We start from the raw sequence: 17,022 nt of genomic DNA, 5'->3' as shown, positions 1-17,022 counted from the left end.
ACTACCGATCGACGGTCATCCTCCTGTGGATAAATCGATGGAAATTCCGCGAAATCGACTACGGATGCGGCTCCATAGTTATCCACAGAATGTCCTCGCTATCCACAGGGAAACCACAATATTTGGTGTTGACAATTTCCAGCAATGGCTATATGTAGTCCCTCACTCTGCTCCGGGAGAGGATTTCCTCCCCTCAGAGGCAGAGGTGTCCAAGTCGGTTTCACTGTTCGTCCACGGCCGTTAAGCGACTTGCGCTGCCATTAACCCTGGGAGGAGAGATCGTGAGAATAGAACGGCGATTCACACGTCCCGGACAAAGTCCTTATGAAGGCTTAACGTTCGTGAAGCGTTCGTCGGAGATTCGCAACCCTGACGGATCGACCGTCTTTAAATTGGAGCAGATCGACATCCCGGAATCATGGTCGCAATTGGCCATCGATATCCTGGCGCAGAAATACTTCCGCAAGGCCGGCGTGCCCCAACGGGACGAATCGGGTAATTCGGTCGTCAGCCAGGACGGCAAACCGGTGCTCGGCGGAGAGCGGGACGCACGCCAAGTTTTTGATCGTCTGGCCGGGTGCTGGACGCATTGGGGCAAGTCCTACGGCTACTTCAAGACCGCCGAGGACAGCGCGGCCTTTCATGACGAACTGTGCTTCATGTTGGCGCACCAGATGGCGGCCCCCAACAGCCCCCAATGGTTCAACACGGGGCTGCACTATGCCTACGGTCTTTCCGGGCCGGCTCAAGGCCATTATTATGTAGACCCGCAGACCCGTGAGGTCGTCAAGGCGACCAATGCCTTCGAGCATCCGCAGCCGCACGCCTGCTTCATCCAATCCATCGAGGACGATCTCGTCAATGAGAACGGCATCATGGACCTCTGGGTGCGCGAAGCGCGTCTGTTCAAGTACGGTTCCGGAACCGGAACGAATTATTCAAAGCTACGCGGAGATGGAGAATCGCTGTCCGGCGGGGGTCGTTCCTCCGGTTTGATGTCGTTCCTGCGGATCGGAGACCGGGCGGCCGGCGCCATCAAATCCGGGGGCACGACCAGGCGCGCGGCGAAGATGGTCTGCTTGGATTTGGACCATCCGGACATCGAAGAATTCATCGACTGGAAAGTGATTGAAGAGCAGAAAGTCGCCGCCATGGTGACCGGCTCGAAAATCTGCGCGCAACGGCTCAATGCCGTGCTCAAGGCCTGCCATGTCGTCGAGAACGACGGCACCCCGAGAGTCGAGGTGGATCCCAAGCGCAACGGCATCCTGAGGGAAGCGGTCATCGCGGCACGCCGGAATGCGGTGCCCGAAGCCTACATCCAACGGATGTTTTCCTACGCCCAACAAGGTTTCACCCATTTTGTCTTCCACGAGTACGACACGAACTGGGACGGCAGGGCCTACCAGACCGTCTCCGGGCAGAATTCCAACAACAGCGTCCGCATTCCCAACGAATTCTTCACTGCCTTGGAAAACGACGGCGACTGGCAGCTCAAGCGCCGCGTGGATGGAAAGATTTCCAAGACCGTCAAGGCGCGGGAACTCTGGGACCGCATCGCCTGGGCCGCCTGGATCTGTGCCGATCCGGGAACCCAATACGACACGACGATCAATGAGTGGCATACCTGCCCGGAGGACGGGCGTATCAACGCCTCCAATCCCTGTTCCGAATACATGTTCCTCGACGACACAGCCTGCAACCTGGCCTCTTTGAATTTAGCGCAGTTTTTCACCGGCGACGGCCAGTTTGAACTGGAGAGTTTTCGCCATGCGGTGCGGCTCTGGACGGTCGTGCTGGAGATCAGCGTGTTGATGGCTTCGTTTCCGAGCCGTTCGATCGCGGAAAAGAGCTATCAGTTCCGCACGTTGGGCCTCGGCTACGCGAACCTCGGCACCGTTCTCATGCGTCAGGGCATTCCCTACGATTCTCCGAAGGCCACGGCGATCTGCGGCGCCCTCACTGCGATCATGACCGGGGAAGCCTACAGCGCCTCCGCCGAGATGGCAGCAGAACTCTGGCCTTTCCCCGGCTACGCGAAGAATCGGGAATCGATGCTCCGCGTCATCCGGAATCACCGTCGCGCGGCCTATCACGCGCCGGAAGAAGAGTACGAGGGCCTGACCATTCGGCCGGTCGGCATTCAGGCAGAGCACTGCCCCCCCGATTTGTTGATCGCGGCTCGGAGGGCCTGGGACCGCGCCCTGGAGTTGGGAACGGCCTACGGCTATCGGAACGCCCAAGTCACCGTCATCGCTCCCACCGGAACGATCGGACTCGTCATGGACTGCGACACCACGGGCATCGAGCCGGACTTCGCGCTGGTGAAGTTCAAGAAACTGGCGGGCGGAGGGTATTTCAAGATCATCAATCAAAGCCTGCCGCCGGCGCTGGCTACATTGGGTTATTCCCAGTCCCAAATTCAAGACATAGTCAGCTATTGCGTCGGCCACCAAAGTCTGCAAAGCGCCCCCTTCATCAATCACGAGACGCTGAAGCAAAAGGGGTTCGACGATGCAGCGCTGGCTCGTCTGGAGAGCGGTTTGGCCCAGGCTTTTGAAATCCGGTTTGCGTTCAACAAGTATGTTCTCGGCGAGAGCTTCTGCCGGGAAAAGCTCGGTTTCACCGACGTGCAATTCACGGAAGCCAACTTCAACATGCTCAAAGCCATGGGCTTCACGCAGGAAGAGATCGCCGCCGCAAATGACTATTGCTGCGGCACGATGACGGTCGAAGGCGCCCCCTACCTCAAGACGGAACACTTGCCGGTCTTCGATTGCGCCAACCGGTGCGGTAGAATCGGGCAACGGTACATTGCGGTCGATGCGCACATCCGGATGATGGCCGCCGCCCAGCCGTTCATCAGCGGCGCGATCAGCAAGACCATCAACATGCCGGCCGATGCGACGCTTGACGACGTCAAGTCCGCGTATCTGTTTTCGTGGAAAAACATGGTCAAAGCGGTCGCGCTGTACCGCGACGGCTCCAAACTCAGCCAGCCGCTGTCCGCTTCCGTTGACACGACCAAGAGCGTGGAAGCGGCGACGGACGTCGTGTCGGTCGCGGAAAAAATCACCGAACGGGTGCTCGTCCGTTACCTGGCCAAACGACGTCCCTTGCCGGCAAGGCGCAACGGCTATACGCAAAAGGCCGTCATCGGCGGACACAAGCTGTACCTCCGTACCGGCGAATACGAAGACGGGACGGTCGGGGAAATTTTCCTCGATATGCACAAGGAGGGCGCCGCTTTCCGCAGCCTGATGAATTGTTTCGCCATCGCGATTTCGCTGGGCCTGCAGCACGGTGTTCCGCTGGAGGAGTTCGTGGAAGCCTTCGTCTTCACCCGGTTCGAACCGAATGGGCCGGTCAAATTGAATGACCGGATCAAGATGTCGACATCCATCATCGACTACATTTTCCGCGAGTTGGCCGTGACCTACCTGGACCGATACGATCTGGCGCAGGTCAAGGAGGAAGATCTCCGCATGGACTCGGTGAAGAAAGACGAGCAGGACCCGGAATGCTCGAACGAGGAAGCTGATCCGGAAACGCTGGCGTTGTCTTCGATCGTCACCGACCGGGTTCCGGCGCGGCACGGCATTACAGCGCGCCACGGAGGCAACGGAAACGGCAACGTGTCCCACAAGGTTGAACTCAAGCGAGAGACATTGACCTTGACCGCAATACAGATTGCCCGTCAACAGGGCTATGAGGGTGACCCCTGTCAGGAGTGCAAGCAATTCAAGATGGTGCGAAACGGAACCTGTCTCAAGTGCGATCACTGCGGTGCGACGAGCGGATGTTCGTAGAGCAGAGGCAACTCCGAACAAAGGAGTGAACGCTGTGGGAACCAGGGAAAGCACATTCGTCTGCTGCAATCGCGTGATCTTGAAATGGGGCAATCAGCATCAACAGCCTATAAGACCTTACTCTGGCGTGAGATATGAAAGTGGGCACCTGCTGGTTCTATGCCCTTTCTGTGAAACGTGGAAAGCCTTGGGGAATGTCAATCCTCTACATCTTGCGTAGTACATAAGATTGAGCTTCAAGCATGCCTAAGCGGAGGGGGGTCCATGACTACCACACTGCGCGAACAAGGTGTCGACTCGGTCCATGATCAGGTCGTCAGTCAAGTGGCCGAACGGTGGGCCAAGGCCTTTCACTGCAAGGTGACCATCCATACGAACCTGGAGCAAAATCCCTGGGCGGGGCCCAGCCAGTCTTGCGACATTGTGGGATGGCATGTGACGCCGGGAGGTCATACAATAGAGTGGATGGCCGAGGTCGAGACGGAGGCTTCATTGGCCGAGAACCGGACGGCGAAGAATTGGAAGCGGACCGTCGTACGCGGGGTTCCATTTTACCTGTTGGTGCCACGCGGCATGAAGGACATGGCTCAGAAGCTTGCCCAAGACACTTCCGTCGTGTTTAGCTGTGTCTATGAGTACACGTTCATTCACGACATCTGTCACGTGCTTTAACGCACTGTAAAGAGAGGCCCCATGCCTACCACTACCCAGCTGGTTATCAACGGACAGAGCAAACCGGGAGTTATGGCTCAAGTAGCTTCGGTCCTGGCGTCGGCCGGAGTCAACATCAAGGCGTTTTCCGCCCCTGAAGTGACCGGAACAGGCAAGCTCAGATTGCTGGTTGCCGATCTGGAGGGCGCAAGGGCTGCGCTGCGGGCGGCAAAGATCCGATTTTCGGAGGAGACAGCGCTCGTGTTGAGCCTGGAAAACAAGCCGGGCGCCCTCAACGACGTGGCCGATCTCCTGACCCAGGCCCGCATCAATATCAAGTGCGGCTACTGCACGCCGTCCCGAGAGGGGAAGCGCGCCATCGTCGTCTTGACTGTAGCCAACACAGAGAAGGCCCTTTCCGTACTCCGGGATCAATCGCTTGACGAGTTCTAGTCAGGATGCCGGACCGTCTTCCACGCGCCCGCGTCTCTTTTCTCTCAACGGCCCTGTTGCTTGTCTTCATCGGCCTAACGTCCGGTTGTAGCGCTCCGGCTCCGAAGCCGACCTATTTCCCTGGCTATCCGATCGGTTATATAGAACGGGGCATCGCCTCCTGGTACGGACCAGGCTTTCACGGCAACAAGACCGCCAACGGAGAGCGGTACGACATGCATCAGATGACTGCCGCCCACCGGACTCTTCCCCTGGGATCGATCGCGGTCGTCCGATCGCTGAGTTCAGGCCGCCAAGCCACGGTACGGATCAATGATCGAGGGCCTTTTGCCAAGGGACGTATTCTCGACCTCTCGCTGGCAGGGGCCCAGGCTCTGGACATGACCGGTAACGGCACTGCCTCGATTGAACTCCGAGTCATCGGCTTCCAAGGGCGAGCGGACGACATGGGAGCGCTGCGGGTCCAGGTCGGGGCCTTTGCCGACCAACAGAATGCGCTGAATTTGTTGAACCGAGCCAGGCGACTCTACGCTACCGGACGGATCCAGGCGGTGGACCTTCCGGAAGGCCGCCGGTATCGGGTTCAGGTAGGGGAATTCCGTTCTGAGGCGCAGGCCGAAGCTGCCGCCTCCAGACTGGAATCCGATCTTTCCGTTCAGCCCTTTGTATTCCGAGATGACGGCTAGGGAAGAGACGCCATCGGAAAATTCTCTGGAATATTGCGGGAGTTTGATGCAACTATTTGATTTTGCGAATGGATTTTTCAATGTGCTTGCCCCCTACGGGGGGGTATGATACATCTACCTACCGATGATCAGCCTCGGTGCCAGACTCCCATTTCAGGTGTCGCAACTCCTCCCCGCGCCTCAGACTGGCTTGCTCGGCTTAAAAGGAAAGGAGCCAATCGTGCTCCTTGAGCTTTGTCGCACAACTACCCCGGTCGGTCGTCCTTAATTTCTGGAACTTCATGGATATTGCGATCCTTTTGGGTCTCATCGTTCTTTCAGCCGTGATTTCAACCGCCGAGATCGGCTTTTTCTCAGTCAACGAAACCAAACTGCGGGCCTTGGCCCAGAATCATAATGCCAGGGCCAACATGGCCTTGCGGCTGCGGAGTGATCCCCAACAGCTCCTGTCCACCATCCTGGTCGGGGACCGGTTGGTTGGAACCGCCATCCCCATGTATGCGACCTTTCTGACCTTGAACGCCTATGGAGATAGGACCTTCTTCGACGACACGATCGCCGTGGTGGTCGGGTTACTCACCTTCGTACTCCTGGTTTCCGTGGACGTCATCCCCAAGACTCTGGCCGCCAAGTTTGCCGTGCCCGTCACCCTCAATATGGCTTATCCCGTCTATTGGGTACAGGTCCTCCTGCGCCCGGTGTTGTTCGTCATGGTCCCTCTCATCTACAAGCTGACGGGTGGCAAGGGGCTGACGCTTCCCCTGGTGACGGAAGAGGAGCTCAAGATCATGCTGGACGAGGGAGGCAAGGCCGGCGCGATCGAGGTCGAGAAGGTGAAGATGATCAAGAACGTCTTCCAACTGAAAGACATCACCGCCGAGGATGCGATGACCCCGCGCCTCTATGTTTTCTCCCTGGACGGCAATCTCCGCCTCAAAGACGCGCAGGAGTTGCTCTATAGCTCCAAGTACTCGCGAATTCCGGTCTACGACGGCACCATGGACAATATTATCGGCATTCTCTACAAGACCAAGGCTCTGACGGAGCTGGCTAAAGGGCATTTCGATTCCAAGCTCAAGGACATCGCGTATCCGCCGCTCTTCGTGCCGGCCGGAAAAACCGCCGACGATCTAATGAAGCAGTTCCAGCAGGACAAGCGCCACATGGCGGTGGTCGTCAATGAGTTCGGCGGGGTCATGGGAATCGTCACGCTCGAGGACCTGATCGAGGAAGTGGTCGGCGAAATCATGGACGAGACGGACATCACCGAAGAGCTGATCAAGCGCATCGGCAAGAACCACATCCTGGTCCACGGCAGGACGGAAGTCCGCAAGGTGAATGATTTCCTCAAAGTCGACCTGGGCGATGAAGCGGTCACCATCGGCGGGCTCATCCAGCAGGAATTGGGTCGTATCCCGAAAATCGGCGAGGAACTGCGGATCGGCAACTGCCGCATCCTGATTCACGAAGCCGAGCCTCGATCGATCAAGAGCGTGCAGATATTCCGCGAGGAGAAATCTCCCGTGTCGGTCGAGGCGCCAAACCTCAACCTCGTCGGCTGAGCGCTAGGCCTTCCTCTTCACCAGCTCCGCGAATTCCTGCTCGTTCAAAACCTTCACCCCGAATTTCTTTGCCTGGTCCAGCTTGGATCCTGGGTCGTCCCCAGCCACAAGGTACGACGTCTTCTTGCTCACGCTCGAAGCGACACGCGCCCCCTGTTCTTCCACTGCACGTGTGGCCTCCTCCCGCGTAAAGCCTTGGAGTCCGCCGGTAAAGACAAATGTCCCGCCCGCCAGGCCGGTTCGGCCGGGGCGGGCGTTCCTGGCCTCGGCAATCACGAGTCCTCGGTCAAGCAGGTCTCGAATGACAGCGCGATTTTGCGGTTCGGAGAAGTAGGACGCGAGGCTCGCGGAGATTTCCGGTCCGATTTCGAGCACCTGTTGGAGCCTGGCCGGATCCGCCTCCATCACGCCCTCCAGCGATCCGAACTCTCCGGCAAGCACTTTCGCGATATGTTGGCCGACCTGACGGATACCGAGTCCCATCAAAAACCGATCGAGGGTGACCGTCTTGCTCCGTTCGATCGCCTCCAACAGCAAGGTGGCCGATCGATCGGCAAACCCTTCCAGCGACAGCAATTGCGGCTTGGTCAGGACGAAGAGATCCGCCAATGAACGCACCAATCCTTGATCCACCAATTGAGCGACGGTCTTCCGCCCCAGCCCATCGATGTCCAACGCAGCCTTGGAGGCGAAGTGTTCGATGGCTCCCTTGATCTGCGCCCCGCAGACGGGCTGGCCGGTGCAATAGTAGTAGGCGCCTTCGCGGGCCACCGCCGAGCCGCAGATCGGACAATGTTGGGGCATCCGGAAAGGCTCGGAGCGCTGCTCTCCCGGAACGGGCACCCGCTCGGCGATGGCGGGGATGACGTCTCCGGCTCGCTCGACCTTCACCGTATCGCCCACCCGTACGTCCTTCCTGATCACCTCGTCCGCGTTGTGCAGAGTCGCCCGGCTGATCGTCACGCCGCCGACCTCGACCGGCCGGAGCAGCGCCAGCGGAGTCAAGGTGCCGGTCCGTCCGACGGAAACAGCGATGCCTTCGACCACCGTGATCTCCTTCCGGGGTGTAAATTTGAAGGCGAGTGCCCAACGCGGACTTCTCGATTTGGAGCCCAGCCGTTCTTGGCTGCTCCGGTCATCCACCTTCACGACCACCCCGTCGATCTCGTAGGGCAGGGAATCCCGGACCGCTTCCGTTTCGTGATGATAGGCGATCACCTCGTCGATCGTCCGGCAACGCCGCCGCAGCTGGGGAACCGGCACCCCCCATTGCGCCAAGGCGTCGAGTTCGTCCCAGTGCGTCCGGATCGGCGGTCCCGACTGCCCCATGATTTCATAACAGGTCACGGTCAACGGCCGCGATGCGGTGATCGTGGAATCCAACTGCCGGAGCGATCCGGCCGCCGCGTTGCGTGGGTTCGCGAAGGCCTCCTCGCCCCGTTCCGTCATCCGCCGGTTCAACGTCTGAAAATCGCCCAAACGCATATAGACTTCGCCTCGGACCACCAAGCGATCCGGCGCACCGGATCCCCGCGCCAGCTGCAGCGGCAACGAGCGGATGGTGCGCAGATTGACCGTCACGTCCTCCCCGGTCGTGCCATCCCCTCTCGTGGCCCCGCGTGCAAAGATCCCTCCTTGGTAGACCAATTCGACCGATAACCCGTCGAACTTCGGCTCCACCGTATACCGGACCTCTTCGGTCTGCAGCTCCCGCTTCATGCGTTGATCAAAGGCCAGGATATCCCCACGATCCACAATCGAATCAAGGCTCAACATGGACTGCTCGTGCCGCACCTTTGCCAGTTCGCCCAGAGGTGCGCCTCCGACGCGCTGGGTGGGGGAATCAGGGGTGATGAGATCAGGGTGAGCCTGCTCCAGCTCGGTCAATTCGTGAAATAGGCTGTCATAAGCCCCGTCGGAGATCTCGGGTCGATCCTTGACGTAGTAGAGCGCGTCGTGGCGGCGAATTTCTTCCCGCAGTGTTTGCAGTCGCTTTTGAATGTCGTCGGTGGCCATGGGCACGAGGGAATGATCAGGATGAATCTGCGACGTTTGTCCGGACGTGACGGGGTTCCACGCAGTCGAGCACCGAGGGGGACGGTAGCATAGGGTCGGGGAGACGGTCAAACAAGCGGGTGCCGATAACCCTTTGACTTCCGCCGCGTTAGCCACTATGGTATGAAACCCCGTCAAGCTGACAGAGAAGGGTTCGGCAGCCTGGAGTGAGGAAGTAGGGTTGCCGGAGGAAGCGCTTCACGTGGTCGGAGGAGGATTCCATGAAGGAGGACCAACGAGTGAATACGGTGATCGCAGCATCCGGTGTGAGAGTCATGGCCTTGATCTGCGGAGGGTTCATGCTGAGCGGATGCGTCCTTTCCGAAAAGTATGAAGCGGAAAAGGCGCGCAGCCTGAACTTTCAGCGCCTGCTGTCGCAGGAAGAAAAGAGGACGGCGGAACTCGACAACGAAGTCAAGCGCTCCAAGAGGGAGCTCGCGGAATACGATGCCAGAAACCGTGAATTAACCGCTCAAGTCCAGGCAGTACGGGAACAGATGAGCCGCGTGCAGGAAGAATCCGAAGCCATCAAGGAGGCCGCGCTGCTCGAGCGGAAAGCCCGAGCCGACATGAAGCGGACCCCACCAGCGCCCAAAGTCCACGCGGCCCCGCCGGTCGAGGCGACCCCGGCCATGGGCGACCTCAGCGCATCCTCCATGACCGGCTTGCCGGAGGACACCGCGGCGGCCCAAACGGAGACGGCTGTCGCCGCCACCGGACACGGATCTCCCACCATCCATGTCGTCAAGCCCGGCGAGACGCTGTACCGCATCAGCCGTCGCTACGGAGTCAAGCTCGAAACACTGCGGAAGTGGAATAAGCTGCCGGACGACATCATCGAGGTTGGGCAGAAACTGATCGTGGGCCAAGAGTAATTAGGAGTACCAAGGATCGGACCGTGGCGACCGCCGGCTATTCATTAAGTTTCGACGAGTTTCGCCGCTACGCTCATGAAGGGAATCTGATTCCCCTCTATCGCGAGATTCTGGCGGATTACGAAACGCCCGTCTCCGCGTTCGCCAAGATCGACCACGGCCCCACCGCCTACCTCCTGGAGAGCATCGAAGGCGGGGAGAAGTGGGCACGGTATTCGTTTCTGGGCAGCGGCTCACCGGTCGTCATTTGCGAGGACCGCGGCGACTTGATGATCGTGCGGGGCAAGAAAAAGACCCGCATCCCCAGCCGGGGGAATCCACTCGAGCGACTGCGGGAGCACATGAAGGGGTTCCGTCCGGTGACGGTGCCGAATCTGCCGCGCTTCGTCGGCGGGGCCGTCGGCTACCTCAGTTACGACATGGTGCGAACCTTCGAGGAGCTCGCATCCAGGCCGAAGGACCACCTGAACCTGCCCGACTTCGCGTTTCTCATGACCGATACGCTGTTGATCTTCGACAACGTCGCGCAAAAGATCAAGGTGGTCGCCAACGCCCACGTGACCTCGACGCATGACCGGGATGTGAGTAGAGCCTACCGCGAAGCCACGGAGCGGATCGAACGCATGATCACCAGGTTGCGACGCCCCCTGCGCCGAGGTCGTCCGCATCGGCGCCGCCGTCCGATCACGTTCACCTCCAATCTGAGCCGCGCAGATTTCGAAAAGATGGTCAATCGGACCAAGGAATACATCCGGGCGGGTGATGTCGTGCAAGCCGTCTTATCCCAGCGGTGGGAGACCAATGTCCAGGCCCCGCCTCTGCAGCTCTATCGCGCCTTGCGAGTCGTCAATCCCTCTCCCTACATGTATTACCTGCGCGTAGCGGGGGTCGAACTCGTCGGCTCGTCTCCGGAAACGCTCGTTCGGTGCGAAGACGGAGTCATCTCCGTCAGACCGATCGCCGGCACGCGCCGGCGCGGCCACACGGCGGAGGAGGATCAGCAATTGGAGCGGCGGCTCCTCGCCGATGAGAAAGAACGGGCCGAGCACGTGATGCTCGTGGACCTGGGACGCAACGATGTCGGACGCGTCTCCCGGCCCGGCTCCGTGTCGGTCGACTCGCTCATGCACGTCGAACGCTATTCCCACGTCATGCACATCGTTTCGAACGTGACCGGCCGGCTCGACCCGTCCAAGACGTCCTACGACGTCCTGCGCGCCTGCTTCCCCGCCGGAACGGTCTCCGGCGCACCGAAGATCCGCGCGATGGAGATCATCGACGAGTTGGAGCCGACCCGCCGAGGCCCCTATGCCGGCGCGGTGGGGTATTTCAGTTTCTCGGGCAACATGGACATGTGCATCAACATCCGGACTGTCGTCATTAAGAAGCATCAGGCGTTTGTCCAGGCGGGCGCCGGCATCGTCGCGGATTCCAACCCCGACCACGAATACGAGGAGACCTGCAACAAGGCAAGAGCCATGATGAACGCCATCGAGCTGGCGGAACAGGGACTGGAATAAGAATGTCGTCCGTGAACGGTGGAGTGTGAAGCGCACGCACCGGCCCATCACGAGATGCGCTTCACCGGCGACAAGACACGGGAAACTGCGATGCTGCTGATGATCGACAACTACGATTCCTTCACCTACAACCTCGTGCAGTACTTCGGCGAGTTGGGTGAGGACGTGCGGGTCTATCGCAACGACCATCTCACCATCGGACAGATCGAAGCATTGCGTCCGGACCGTATCGTCATCTCGCCGGGCCCCTGCACGCCGAAGGAGGCCGGAATCTCGGTCGAAGCGATCAAATACTTCGCCGGTCAGGTGCCGCTCCTCGGTGTCTGCCTGGGCCACCAATCGCTTGCGGCGGCCTTCGGCGGCGAGGTGGTCAGGGCCGATCGCCTCATGCACGGCAAGACGTCCATGGTCCGCCACGATGGGAACAGGCTCTTTCGCGACCTTCCCAACCCCTTTGAGGCGACACGCTACCATTCGCTGGTCGTCAAACGGGCCACGTTGCCGGTCTGCTTCGATGTGTCGGCCGAGACCGCAGAAGGAGAAATCATGGGATTGCGCCACAAGTCGCTGGGTGCGGAAGGGGTGCAGTTCCATCCGGAATCGATTCTGACGGCGGCCGGCAAAGACTTACTCCGCAATTTCCTGAAACTGTAGCCGCACGGCCTTCAGCCGGACCAGACGGCGCGACGGAATTCGTCGCCGGCGGCTGAACGGAAATGCTGTCGATGATGATCAGAGAGGCCATCGGAAAGCTGGCAGATCGCACTTCGCTGACCGAAAAGGAGGCCGAAGAGGTCATGAACGAGATCATGGGCGGGGCGGCGACCCCGGCCCAGATCGCGGCCTACCTGATGGGGCTTCGCCTCAAGGGGGAAAGTGTCGAAGAGATTGCCGGTTCCGTCAGGGCAATGCGAGACCGCGCGGTCCGCATTGCCGTCGGCGACCCGCTCGTGGTCGACACCTGCGGCACGGGAGGAGACGGGCGGCATACCTTCAACGTGTCGACCACGTCGGCATTCGTGGTGGCCGGAGCCGGGTTGACCGTGGCGAAGCACGGGAACCGATCGGTGTCCTCCAAATCAGGCAGCGCCGACGTGCTTGCCGCGCTGGGCGTGAAGATCGATTTGCCCACCGGCCGGGTCGCCGACTGCATCAACGAAATCGGCATCGGTTTTCTCTTCGCCCCGCTGTACCACGGAGCGATGAAACATTGCGCCGTTCCTCGACAAGAATTGGGCATCCGCACGATGCTGAATGTCCTGGGTCCACTGACGAATCCTGCCGGAGCCGGCATCCAGGTCATCGGCGTCTACGAGCCCCGCCTGACCGAATTGCTCGGCAAGGTCCTCATGCACCTGGGCTCGCAACACGCTTTCGTCGTGCACGGCATGGACGGACTGGACGAGATCACCTTGACCGATCGCACTCTGATCTCCGAAGCCAGGGGAGGAGTGCTGTCGACCTATGTGTTGAATCCATCCGACTTCGGACTGACCAGGGTGTCCCCGAAGGAATTGGCCGGCGGCAGCCCCGAAGACAACGCGCTCATGACGAAGGAAATCCTGCAGGGACGCAAGGGTCCGAAACGGGACATGGTCTGCCTCAACGCGGCCCCGGCGTTGGTCGCCGGGCACAAAGCCAAAACCCTTGCGGACGGATTCGCCCTGGCGGCAAGGACCATCGATTCCGGCGCTGCTGCCGAGAAGCTGGCGCGATTGATCGCCTACACGAATGCTTGACCACCGGTCGCCATGATACTCGCGCGCATCCTGGAACATAAGAAGGCGGAACTCCGGCACAAACAGAGCCGCGGCTACCGGTCGGAGTTGAAGGGCAAGATTCGCGACCTCTCGGGACCTCTTGGGTTTGCGGTCGCGCTCGACGCGACTCGCACCGCCTCCAGCCCGGCCCTGATCGCCGAGGTCAAGCGGGCCTCTCCCAGTCTCGGATTGCTGCGGCCCGAGTTCGAGGAACGGTTCGACCCGGTCGCCATCGCGCGGTCCTATGCCGAGCATGGCGCTTCCGCGCTCTCCGTCCTGACCGATCGGGATTTCTTTCGCGGCAGCCTTGACGATCTCCAGGCCGTCAAACAAGCGGTCTCGCTGCCGGCGCTCAACAAGGAATTCATGGTCGAGGAGATCCAATTTTACGAAGCGCGGGCCTATGGCGCGGACGCCGTGCTGTTGATCGTGGCCGCGCTCGAACCCCGACAACTGGAAGAGTTTCACGCTCTGGCCCGCGACCTGTCTCTCGACGTGCTCTTCGAAACCCATCACGAGCGCGAATTGGATCTGGTGCTGGAGCGGATTCCGGACGCCCGCCTCATCGGCATCAACAACCGCGACCTCAGGACCTTCTCGACGGACCTGGGGGTCACCGTGCGACTGGCCAAGCGTGTGCCGGCCGACAAGCTGATCGTCAGCGAGAGCGGCGTCCACAAGCGGGCGGACGTCGAGCGGTTGCTGGAGGCAGGCGTTCATGCGATGCTGGTAGGCGAATCCCTCATCAAAGCGGAGGCCGTCGAGACCAAGATCGCCGAGCTTCGCGGGACGACAGCAGATCGCGACGCAGACGGAAAGGAAGCAGGGTAACCCTGAGGGCGGGGCCTGTAAACGGAGGGCGTTACGATGTCCGTAACGCAAGGCAGATTGATCGGCAGGATCAAGATCTGCGGAATCACGAACGAGGAAGACGCGGCGGCGGCCGTATCGGCCGGAGCCGACGCGTTGGGGTTCGTGTTCTATCGCAAGAGCCCTCGATGGGTGGAGCCCTCCGTGGCAGCCCGCATCATCACATCCTTGCCGCCGTTCGTCGCGGCGGTCGGTGTGTTCGTCAACGAGGAGGTGAAGGTGGTCCGTGATCTCATGGACAGCTGCAGGCTGGCGCTGGCGCAGCTGCATGGGGACGAAACCGCCGCCTATTGCCTCGAACTCGCGCGACCGGCGGTCAAGGCTCTCCGGATCAAGGACCGCGGCAGCTTTCTCGCGTTGGCGGAATTTCAAGGGCGCGCCGGGATTCGAGGCTTCCTGCTCGACGCCTACCTCGACGAGGCCTATGGAGGAACCGGCCGCACCGTCGATCGGATCCTTGCCGCCGAGGCGGCGAAGACCGCCTCCGTGCTGCTGGCCGGCGGATTGACGCCCGAGAACGTCGGTGAGGCCATCCGAGCGGTACGACCCTACGGCGTGGACGTGAGCAGCGGCGTCGAGCTTTCCCCTGGCAAGAAGGATCGTGAGAAAGTCCATCGGTTCATCCAGTCGGCCAGACAGGCATTCGCAACCTGAACCGGATCGTCGCCCCATGACCAGAAAGAACATCTCGACCAGAAAGAACGCCCCCACCGCACTTCCCGACGCCAGAGGCCGCTTCGGCATCTACGGAGGCCGCTACGTGCCGGAAACGTTGATGCCGGCCCTCCTCCAACTGGAACAGGAATATGCGAAAGCCAGGAAGGACGCCCGTTTTCAGGCTGAGTTCGCCTATTATCTGAAGCAGTACGTCGGCCGGCCCACGCAGCTCTATTATGCGGAACGCCTCACAAGACGCCTCGGCGGTGCGAAGATCTATCTGAAGCGCGAAGACCTCTGCCACACGGGCGCCCATAAGATCAACAATGCCATCGGCCAGGGCCTGCTCGCCAAGCGCATGAAGAAACCCAGGATCATCGCGGAGACGGGCGCCGGCCAACACGGCGTCGCGACCGCGACTGTGGCGGCCATGTTCGGCCTGCAGTGCGAAATCTATATGGGCACCGAAGACATGCAGCGCCAAGCCTTGAACGTGTTCCGCATGCGACTGCTGGGTTCGACGGTGACGGGCGTCGATGCCGGAAGCCGCACGTTGAAGGACGCCATCAGCGAAGCGATGCGCGATTGGACGACCAACATCGACACGACGCATTACGTGCTCGGCTCCGCGCTCGGCGCCCACCCTTATCCCATGATGGTCCGCGACTTCCAGTCGATCATCGGCAGAGAAGCCCGCAAACAGATCCTGTCGGCCGAAGGACGTCTGCCGGACTGTCTGATCGCCTGCGTCGGAGGCGGCAGCAACTCGATCGGCCTCTTTCATGCGTTCCTCGGCGATAAGAAGGTGCAGATGATCGGCGTAGAGGCGGCCGGCCTGGGAATCACGAGCGGCAAGCACGCCGCACGGTTCGCCGGGGGCCGGCTGGGCGTCCTTCAAGGCACCATGACCTATCTGCTGCAAGACGACGACGGACAGATCAATCTGACCCATTCGGTCTCGGCCGGTCTCGACTATGCGGCCGTCGGACCGGAACACAGCTACCTCAGGGAGACCGGGCGGGCCACCTATACGTCGGCCACTGACGAAGAAGCTTTGGCGGCGTTCGACCTCTTGGCCAGGGAGGAGGGCATCGTCCCGGCACTCGAGAGCGCCCACGCGATCGCCCATACCGTCAAGCTCGCACCGACGATGAAGCGGAGCCGGATTCTCCTCGTCAACCTGTCGGGCCGAGGAGACAAAGACGTGCAGCAGGTCGCCCGCATGCGGGGGATCGCGCTATGACCTTCCGACTGGACCACACGTTTTCGAGGCTTCGAGATCGGGGAGAAGCGGCGCTGATCACCTACGTGATGGCCGGCGATCCCAGCCTGCAAGAGACGGAGCAACTCGTGCCCAAGCTCGAAGAGGCCGGCGCGGACGTGATCGAGCTGGGCGTACCGTTTTCGGATCCCATCGCCGACGGGCCGGTGATCCAACAGGCGGCGGAACGGGCGCTTCGGAGCGGAACGTCGCTTCGCACCATCCTGCCGATGGTGTCCCGACTGAGACAGATAACGCAGATCCCGATCGTGCTGATGGCCTATTACAACAGCATCCATGCGTTCGGCACGGAGCGATTTTGCCGGGAGGCGGTCGCCGCTGGAATAGACGGACTGATCGTGCCGGACATGCCTCCGGACGAATCGGGACCGCTCAAGGAACCGGCCGCCGCCTCGGGTCTGCAGCTGATTTTTCTGCTGGCCCCGACCAGTACGGAACAGCGGCGCGCGTATGTGGCCAGGCAGTCCAAGGGATTCCTCTACTACGTGTCGCTCACCGGGATCACGGGAGCCAAACTGAGCAATGTCGCCGAGGTCGGCCGCAACGTGGAAAAGATCCGCAAAGTATCCGCGACCCCCATCGCCGTCGGGTTCGGCGTCGCCACACCCGAGGACGCAGAAAAGGTCGCCGCCGTTGCGGACGGCGTGATCGTCGGCAGCGCCATCGTCAAGCAGGTCGCAGCACACAGGCAGGACGCCCGCCTCGTCGAGCACGTGGCCGGCTTCGTCCATTCCCTCAAGACCGCCATGACGTCTCGCCGCGCGCCGCAGAACTAGTCGCTCGCGCCCCTCTCCCATACTCGTGGGTGCCCGTCGACAGCCGGCCAAACGATGGAGCCCTGA

14 protein-coding genes are annotated in these 17,022 nt (G+C 60.7%); 13 read left to right on the top strand and 1 reads right to left on the bottom strand.

Annotation, left to right across the window (positions count from 1 at the left end; genetic code table 11):
- The first annotated feature begins 281 nt into the window (after positions 1-281).
- The 5 genes from P0111_09915 (at position 282) to P0111_09895 (ending at position 7,161) form a co-directional block, all read left to right on the top strand.
- Entirely contained in the window at positions 282-3,809 is a 3,528-nt protein-coding gene (locus tag P0111_09915; protein MDF0644338.1) for a vitamin B12-dependent ribonucleotide reductase, read from the top strand.
- Between the two features lie 264 nt (positions 3,810-4,073).
- Positions 4,074-4,481 carry a hypothetical protein gene (locus P0111_09910; GenBank protein MDF0644337.1) on the top strand — a complete coding sequence of 136 codons (408 nt, stop codon included), beginning with the start codon at positions 4,074-4,076 and terminating at the stop codon, positions 4,479-4,481.
- Between the two features lie 21 nt (positions 4,482-4,502).
- Positions 4,503-4,913 carry a hypothetical protein gene (locus P0111_09905; protein MDF0644336.1) on the top strand — a complete coding sequence of 137 codons (411 nt, stop codon included), beginning with the start codon at positions 4,503-4,505 and terminating at the stop codon, positions 4,911-4,913.
- Between the two features lie 5 nt (positions 4,914-4,918).
- Positions 4,919-5,599 (top strand): septal ring lytic transglycosylase RlpA family protein, encoded by a 681-nt coding sequence (locus P0111_09900; protein ID MDF0644335.1) that lies wholly within the window; start codon positions 4,919-4,921, stop codon positions 5,597-5,599.
- A gap of 227 nt (positions 5,600-5,826) precedes the next feature.
- Positions 5,827-7,161: a hemolysin family protein gene (locus tag P0111_09895; protein MDF0644334.1), complete on the top strand. Its 1,335-nt coding sequence runs from the start codon at positions 5,827-5,829 to the stop codon at positions 7,159-7,161.
- Positions 7,162-7,164: 3 nt separating this feature from the next.
- On the opposite strand, the gene ligA is transcribed toward P0111_09895, so the two are convergent.
- Complete coding sequence (gene ligA, locus P0111_09890; protein ID MDF0644333.1) at positions 7,165-9,177, bottom strand: NAD-dependent DNA ligase LigA; 2,013 nt, start codon at positions 9,175-9,177, stop codon at positions 7,165-7,167.
- Positions 9,178-9,437: 260 nt separating this feature from the next.
- Between ligA and P0111_09885 the strand changes: the two genes are divergently transcribed.
- The 8 genes from P0111_09885 (at position 9,438) to trpA (ending at position 16,956) form a co-directional block, all read left to right on the top strand.
- A complete protein-coding gene (locus tag P0111_09885; protein ID MDF0644332.1) occupies positions 9,438-10,091 on the top strand; it encodes a LysM peptidoglycan-binding domain-containing protein in 654 nt (217 codons plus the stop codon).
- Positions 10,092-10,114: 23 nt separating this feature from the next.
- Positions 10,115-11,611, top strand: coding sequence for an anthranilate synthase component I (trpE, locus tag P0111_09880; protein MDF0644331.1), 1,497 nt, complete (start codon positions 10,115-10,117; stop codon positions 11,609-11,611).
- A gap of 18 nt (positions 11,612-11,629) precedes the next feature.
- On the top strand, positions 11,630-12,265 hold the full coding sequence (locus P0111_09875) for an aminodeoxychorismate/anthranilate synthase component II (protein ID MDF0644330.1): 636 nt from the start codon (positions 11,630-11,632) through the stop codon (positions 12,263-12,265).
- 71 nt (positions 12,266-12,336) lie between these two features.
- Positions 12,337-13,350 carry an anthranilate phosphoribosyltransferase gene (trpD, locus tag P0111_09870; GenBank protein MDF0644329.1) on the top strand — a complete coding sequence of 338 codons (1,014 nt, stop codon included), beginning with the start codon at positions 12,337-12,339 and terminating at the stop codon, positions 13,348-13,350.
- A gap of 12 nt (positions 13,351-13,362) precedes the next feature.
- Entirely contained in the window at positions 13,363-14,202 is an 840-nt protein-coding gene (trpC, locus tag P0111_09865; protein ID MDF0644328.1) for an indole-3-glycerol phosphate synthase TrpC, read from the top strand.
- A 36-nt stretch (positions 14,203-14,238) separates the two neighbouring features.
- Complete coding sequence (locus P0111_09860) at positions 14,239-14,895, top strand: phosphoribosylanthranilate isomerase (GenBank protein MDF0644327.1); 657 nt, start codon at positions 14,239-14,241, stop codon at positions 14,893-14,895.
- Positions 14,896-14,911: 16 nt separating this feature from the next.
- Positions 14,912-16,141 (top strand): tryptophan synthase subunit beta, encoded by a 1,230-nt coding sequence (gene trpB, locus P0111_09855; protein MDF0644326.1) that lies wholly within the window; start codon positions 14,912-14,914, stop codon positions 16,139-16,141.
- A complete protein-coding gene (gene trpA, locus P0111_09850; protein MDF0644325.1) occupies positions 16,138-16,956 on the top strand; it encodes a tryptophan synthase subunit alpha in 819 nt (272 codons plus the stop codon). Before trpB ends, trpA begins: the two co-directional genes overlap by 4 nt.
- The last annotated feature ends 66 nt before the right edge of the window (positions 16,957-17,022 follow it).

This window comes from Nitrospira sp. (genome assembly GCA_029194535.1).
Classification (GTDB): Bacteria; Nitrospirota; Nitrospiria; order Nitrospirales; family Nitrospiraceae; genus Nitrospira_C.
This window is presented reverse-complemented; position numbering and strand designations above follow the sequence as displayed.

What these genes read in the sequence shown, in the direction of transcription:
- P0111_09910 (MDF0644337.1), top strand. Translation starts at nt 4,074, where the DNA reads ATGACTACCACACTGCGCGAACAAGGTGTCGACTCGGTCCATGATCAG.
- P0111_09905 (MDF0644336.1), top strand. Translation starts at nt 4,503, where the DNA reads ATGCCTACCACTACCCAGCTGGTTATCAACGGACAGAGCAAACCGGGA.
- P0111_09900 (MDF0644335.1), top strand. Translation starts at nt 4,919, where the DNA reads ATGCCGGACCGTCTTCCACGCGCCCGCGTCTCTTTTCTCTCAACGGCC.
- ligA (MDF0644333.1), bottom strand. Translation starts at nt 9,177, where the DNA reads ATGGCCACCGACGACATTCAAAAGCGACTGCAAACACTGCGGGAAGAA.
- P0111_09885 (MDF0644332.1), top strand. Translation starts at nt 9,438, where the DNA reads ATGAAGGAGGACCAACGAGTGAATACGGTGATCGCAGCATCCGGTGTG.
- trpD (MDF0644329.1), top strand. Translation starts at nt 12,337, where the DNA reads ATGATGATCAGAGAGGCCATCGGAAAGCTGGCAGATCGCACTTCGCTG.
- trpC (MDF0644328.1), top strand. Translation starts at nt 13,363, where the DNA reads ATGATACTCGCGCGCATCCTGGAACATAAGAAGGCGGAACTCCGGCAC.
- P0111_09860 (MDF0644327.1), top strand. Translation starts at nt 14,239, where the DNA reads ATGTCCGTAACGCAAGGCAGATTGATCGGCAGGATCAAGATCTGCGGA.
- trpB (MDF0644326.1), top strand. Translation starts at nt 14,912, where the DNA reads ATGACCAGAAAGAACATCTCGACCAGAAAGAACGCCCCCACCGCACTT.
- trpA (MDF0644325.1), top strand. Translation starts at nt 16,138, where the DNA reads ATGACCTTCCGACTGGACCACACGTTTTCGAGGCTTCGAGATCGGGGA.